General features: G+C 41.8%; 4 protein-coding genes. All 4 read left to right on the top strand.

Going from position 1 to position 5,504, the window contains the following annotated elements:
* Window positions 1-249 precede the first annotated feature (249 nt).
* The 4 genes from Hs30E_RS10315 (at window position 250) to Hs30E_RS10300 (ending at window position 5,430) form a co-directional block, all read left to right on the top strand.
* Window positions 250-1,104: an aldo/keto reductase gene (locus Hs30E_RS10315; protein ID WP_172209861.1), complete on the top strand. Its 855-nt coding sequence runs from the start codon at window positions 250-252 to the stop codon at window positions 1,102-1,104.
* A gap of 546 nt (window positions 1,105-1,650) precedes the next feature.
* Entirely contained in the window at window positions 1,651-4,404 is a 2,754-nt protein-coding gene (locus Hs30E_RS10310; protein ID WP_172209860.1) for a cation-translocating P-type ATPase, read from the top strand.
* 227 nt (window positions 4,405-4,631) lie between these two features.
* Window positions 4,632-5,123 carry an RNA polymerase sigma factor gene (locus Hs30E_RS10305; RefSeq protein WP_172209859.1) on the top strand — a complete coding sequence of 164 codons (492 nt, stop codon included), beginning with the start codon at window positions 4,632-4,634 and terminating at the stop codon, window positions 5,121-5,123.
* On the top strand, window positions 5,110-5,430 hold the full coding sequence (locus tag Hs30E_RS10300; protein ID WP_172209858.1) for a sigma factor regulator N-terminal domain-containing protein: 321 nt from the start codon (window positions 5,110-5,112) through the stop codon (window positions 5,428-5,430). The genes Hs30E_RS10305 and Hs30E_RS10300 overlap by 14 nt, the downstream gene beginning before the upstream one ends.
* Window positions 5,431-5,504: the final 74 nt, after the last annotated feature.

Below are 5,504 nucleotides of genomic sequence, written 5' to 3'. Positions count from 1 at the left end.
AAGAATCGGTAAGACGCTTCTGGAATATCAAGCTGAAAATTCAGCCTAAATCATAACTCAATCATATCAAAAATGGAATCTAAAAGCAAATTTTGCTTTATAAATGTAACTCATGTTTAGACTTTTTGGGGGACATTTTCAATTTCGCTTGACACTGATAATTTAAAATAGATTGCCATTTCAAATCTTTGCTAAAAAACTATATATGTATTATAATTAAACTACAAATATAAAAAATGGAGGGTTATCATGACTTTAACAGATACTTACACACTCGCAAATGGCGAGAAAATTCCCGTTGTTGGCTTTGGCACTTGGCAAACGCCTGATGGCGATGTTGCCGAGCAATCAGTGATTGAGGCGATTAAAGCGGGTTACCGCCACATTGACACAGCTGCGGCTTACAAAAACGAGGTGTCGGTCGGGCGCGGTATTGCAAATTCAGGCGTGGCGCGTGACAAACTTTATGTGACGACGAAGATTTGGAATGATATTGTCACGTATGAGGGTGCTGTCGCTGCGATTGACGAAAGTCTTGCTAAGCTCGGACTTACTTATGTTGACTTATTTTTGATTCATTGGCCTAATCCCGCACCAACGCGTGAAACGATTGGTTATGAAAAACGTAATGCTGACGTTTGGCGTGCTTTGGAAGAGGCTGTCACAGTTGGCAAAATCAAATCAATCGGCGTGTCAAATTTCCGACCGCACCATATTGATGCCTTGCTAAAAACAGCGAAAATCGCGCCAGTTGTCAATCAGCTCTATGTGAATCCAAGTGACCAACAAGAAGAAGTTGTCGCGTATGGTAAAGCACACAACATTTTGACGGAAGCTTATTCGCCACTTGGAACAGGAGATGTTTTGAGCGTCCCAGCCTTGGTTGCAATCGCTGAAAAACATGGCAAATCGCCTGCACAAGTTGCTCTTAAATGGTCGTTGCAAAAAGGTTATCTACCTTTGCCAAAATCAGTCACTCCCGCTCGTATCGTTGAAAATGGCGAACTCTTTGACCTTGACTTATCGGCAGAAGAAATCGCAACGATTGACGGTTTGCATGGCACAATTCGCCTGACTAGCAATCCAGATGAAACTGGCTTTTAACACGGGCGTTTCATAAGTTTAATCTAAAACATAATTTTCGGAATCTTTTACGAAGAGTTGTTTTTTAACGGAAAATCCATGAAAAAGTCACTTGTTTTTTCAAAAATATTTAAAAATATAATCAATAACTTTGGTATTTCAAAATATTTCTACGAAAATAACTTTTAAAATAGATTAACTAAAAATTAAATCGACAACTTACATATATATTCCAGAAAAAGATACGCCCGTGGGCTTTTAAGATTTTGACTTGAAATTCCCTCAAATTCTGTTATAATTAAGAAGAACTCAAGGGAGTAGCAAGCAGAAATTCTGCGCAACTATCGTCATTACAGCGTTTTGTAAAACGCTCGGTATTTGCTTAAAATGCGAGACTTGTAGCTGTTGCTACGGGTCTCGTTTTATTTATACGCGATTAAACACAAAAATAAAACAGTTTTTGACTAATTCTTTGATTAGAAATGAAGTCGAAATCTTTCGTGACATTTTTGAACTTGGTTCGCGTATATTTCCGAATCCCTTACGAGATTAAATGGAGGAAACACATTGTCGAAAGAAAAATTTTACACGCAAACCGCAGAGGAAGTTTTGTCAGCTATGGCGACTTCTAAGAAAGGGTTGACTTCAAGCGAAGTTGAGACTCGCCTTGCCAAGTATGGCAAAAACGAGCTGGATGCGGGCGAGAAAAAAACGCTTTTAGCGAAATTCTTGGAGCAATTCAAGGACTTGATGATTATCATCTTGATTATTGCGGCGGTACTGTCTGTTGTGACAAGTGGTGGCGAGGATATTTCTGATGCCATTATCATCATGGCGGTGGTTATCATCAACGCTGTTTTTGGTGTCTATCAAGAAGGTAAGGCTGAGGCGGCGATTGATGCGCTCAAATCAATGTCTACACCGTCTGCGCGCGTGCGCCGTGATGGTCATGTTGAGGAGATTTCATCTGATTTACTTGTGCCTGGCGATATTGTCTCGCTTGAAGCGGGAGATGTTGTGCCAGCTGATATGCGTTTGTTAGAGGTCAACTCGCTTAAAATCGAGGAGGCTGCTTTGACGGGCGAATCAGTGCCAGTTGAGAAAGATTTGGCTGTTAATGTTGCTGAAGATGCAGGCATTGGTGACCGTGTCAATATGGCTTATCAAAACTCAAACGTGACTTATGGTCGCGGTCTTGGTGTGATTGTTGCGACAGGTATGACGACTGAGGTTGGTAAAATCGCCTCAATGCTCCAAAATGCTGAAGAAACGGATACGCCGCTCAAACAAAATTTGAACAATTTGTCTAAAATTTTGACTTATGCGATTTTGGTTATTGCGGCGGTGACTTTTGCTGTTGGTGTATTTGTTCAAGGGCATGCACCGCTTGATGAATTGATGACATCCGTCGCGCTTGCTGTGGCTGCTATTCCAGAAGGATTGCCTGCGATTGTGACTATTGTCCTTGCGCTTGGCACACAAGTTCTTTCCAAGAAAAATGCCATTGTCCGCAAATTGCCAGCGGTTGAAACGCTTGGCTCGACTGAAATTATTGCCTCTGACAAGACTGGGACATTGACTATGAACCAGATGACAGTCGAAAAAGTTTATACAAATGGTGCTTTGCAAGATGCGACAGACGAAATTTCGGCTGATGATATGACTTTGCGCGTGATGAATTTTGCCAATGACACGAAAATTTCGCAAGATGGTAAGTTGATTGGAGATCCGACAGAAACGGCACTCGTTCAATTTGGATTGGATCATAATTTTGCGTTACGTGATAAATTGAAAGCTGAGCCACGTGTGGCTGAGTTGCCATTTGACTCTGATCGTAAGCTCATGAGTACTGTTCACAAAATCACAGATAACCAATATCTAGTCGCTGTCAAAGGCGCACCCGATCAACTTTTAAAACGCATTACCAAGAAAATGGTGGGCGATGATGTTGTTGAGATGACGGCGAAAGACAAGGATGAGATTCTTGCGCTGAATAAATCTTTGGCTAAACAGGCGCTGCGTGTGCTGATGATGGCTTACAAATACGATAGCAAAATTCCTGTTCTTGATAGCGAAACGCTTGAAAATAATCTGATTTTCGCTGGTCTTATCGGTATGATTGACCCAGAGCGTAAAGAGGCAGCTGAGGCGGTTCGCGTTGCCAAAGAGGCCGGCATTCGTCCGATTATGATTACAGGTGACCACCAAGATACAGCTGAGGCGATTGCCAAACGCTTGGGTATCATTGATGAAAATGATACGGAAGACCACGTCTTTACTGGCGCTGAGTTGAACGAATTGTCTGACGAAGATTTCCAAAAAGTCGTGACACAATACTCGGTTTATGCGCGCGTGTCGCCTGAGCATAAGGTGCGTATCGTCAAGGCTTGGCAAAACGAGGGCAAGGTCGTTGCCATGACAGGTGACGGTGTTAATGATGCGCCGGCGCTGAAAACGGCTGACATCGGTATCGGTATGGGGATTACGGGGACGGAAGTTTCTAAAGGTGCCTCTGATATGGTGCTTGCTGATGATAACTTTGCGACGATTATCGTGGCGGTTGAAGAGGGACGTAAAGTCTTCTCAAATATCCAAAAAACGATTCAGTATCTCCTTTCGGCAAATACTGCCGAAGTGTTGTCGATTTTCATCGCAACCTTGCTTGGTTGGAGCGTTCTGCTCCCTGTTCACTTGCTTTGGATTAATCTTGTGACGGACACATTCCCAGCTATTGCGCTCGGTGTTGAGCCGACAGAACCTGGTATCATGAGCCATAAACCGCGCGGTCGTAAAGCAAGTTTCTTCTCTGGCGGTGTGCTTGGCTCGATTGTTTATCAAGGTCTGCTCCAAGGCGCGCTGACCCTCGGTGTCTATGGCATGGGTATCTTCTTCCCCGAGCATACAACGGCTGATATGACCCAAGCGCAAGCGATTGAGGCGCTTAACCATATCGGCGAAACCTTTAAGTCGGGCTTGTCTCATGCTGAGTTGGTATCAATGGTACAGCACGCAGATGCCTTGACCATGACCTTTGCAACGTTAGGCTTGATTCAACTCTTCCACGCCTACAACGTGAAATCTGTTTATCAGTCAATCTTCAAAGTTGGCCCATTCCGCAGTAAAACATTCAACTGGTCAATTTTGGTATCCTTTGTTTTACTTGGTGTGACAATTCTTGTGCCTGGCTTTAACAAAATTTTCCATGTCAGCCATCTTGACGGCTACCAATGGGCAATTGTAGTTGGCTTCTCATTTGCAATGATTGTGATTGTTGAAATTGTCAAAGCTGTTCAACGTGCTATGGGCTTGGATAAGAAATAATGTTTGATAGGAAGTTCTGAAACGAAAGTTTTGGGGCTTTTTTGGTATATATACTTGTTTAATCACAAAAAACGAAACAGATTTCGGTTAGTTTCAGCCAACTTTTCGTCAACCATTTATACGTTTGAGAAAGTTTTTCTATATTTTATCAAGAATTAAAATCTTTTATTTTTTGTAACCAAATCAATTCTCGTTCGTTATATAAGTGAGAGGAGGTAAATGCGATAGTGAATATTAGCAAATATGAGCAGATTTTGATGATTTATGCGTCGGAAATTCAGCGTTATTTGATAAAAACGGGTGCGAATCCTGCGGACGCGCAGGATATTGTACAAGATGTGTTGGTTAAGCTGATTCAGGCTGATATTGTGCTTGCGCCCGACAAGTTGCGGCCTTGGCTTTATCGTGTGGCGCTGTCTCGTTTTTATGACCTTTATCGGCGGGAAAAGCGATACCAAGCCTTGCTTTCTGAGCGTTTTTATCTGATTTATGGGAATGACGACCATTTTCCAGAGGATGAAAAATGGTTGCTGGCTCTTGCTTTGGAGACTTTGACTGATTATCAACTCTCGCTTGTTACGCTTTATTATGAAAATGATAAGTCTGTGAAAGAAATTGCTCAGATATATCAATTTTCTGAGAGTAAGATTAAGACAGATTTGTATCGCACGTGGCAGAAATTAAAACAAGAAATGGAGAAATATCATGACAACAACTGACAATTTTGAGAAAATTATTAAAACGGAAAAACGCAAAAAAGTGCTAAAAATGGTTGGCATTTCACTTGCGACAACGCTTGTCTTATTTATTGGCGGGATGATGCTGATCAATAAACGGATGACTGTGCAGGGTAAAAAGGTTCAGGAATACGTTAATATCAGAGAGATGATTCAGTCGCCAAATATTGAGTCGTTTTCGGAATATTTTAGTAATACTCAGCGTATGAGCGCTCAAATGCGCAGTGAGCGTTTTAAAAATAGACTTCTCCCGAAATTAAATTTCGAAATTGATAATACCACAAATTAAGGACGCCCGAAGTAAGTGCCTCTTTCTTCGATTACGATATTTCTGAGCCATACACTTAAAGGTTTTGATTTTAG

Origin of the sequence: Pseudolactococcus hodotermopsidis, from assembly GCF_011170085.1 — a bacterium.
Taxonomy (GTDB): Bacteria; Bacillota; Bacilli; order Lactobacillales; family Streptococcaceae; genus Pseudolactococcus; species Pseudolactococcus hodotermopsidis.
Note: the sequence above shows the minus strand (reverse complement) of the source record. Positions and strands in the feature narration are given on the sequence as shown.

Coding starts and splice junctions, on each gene's coding strand:
- Hs30E_RS10315 (WP_172209861.1), top strand. CDS start 250: ATGACTTTAACAGATACTTACACACTCGCAAATGGCGAGAAAATTCCC.
- Hs30E_RS10300 (WP_172209858.1), top strand. CDS start 5,110: ATGACAACAACTGACAATTTTGAGAAAATTATTAAAACGGAAAAACGC.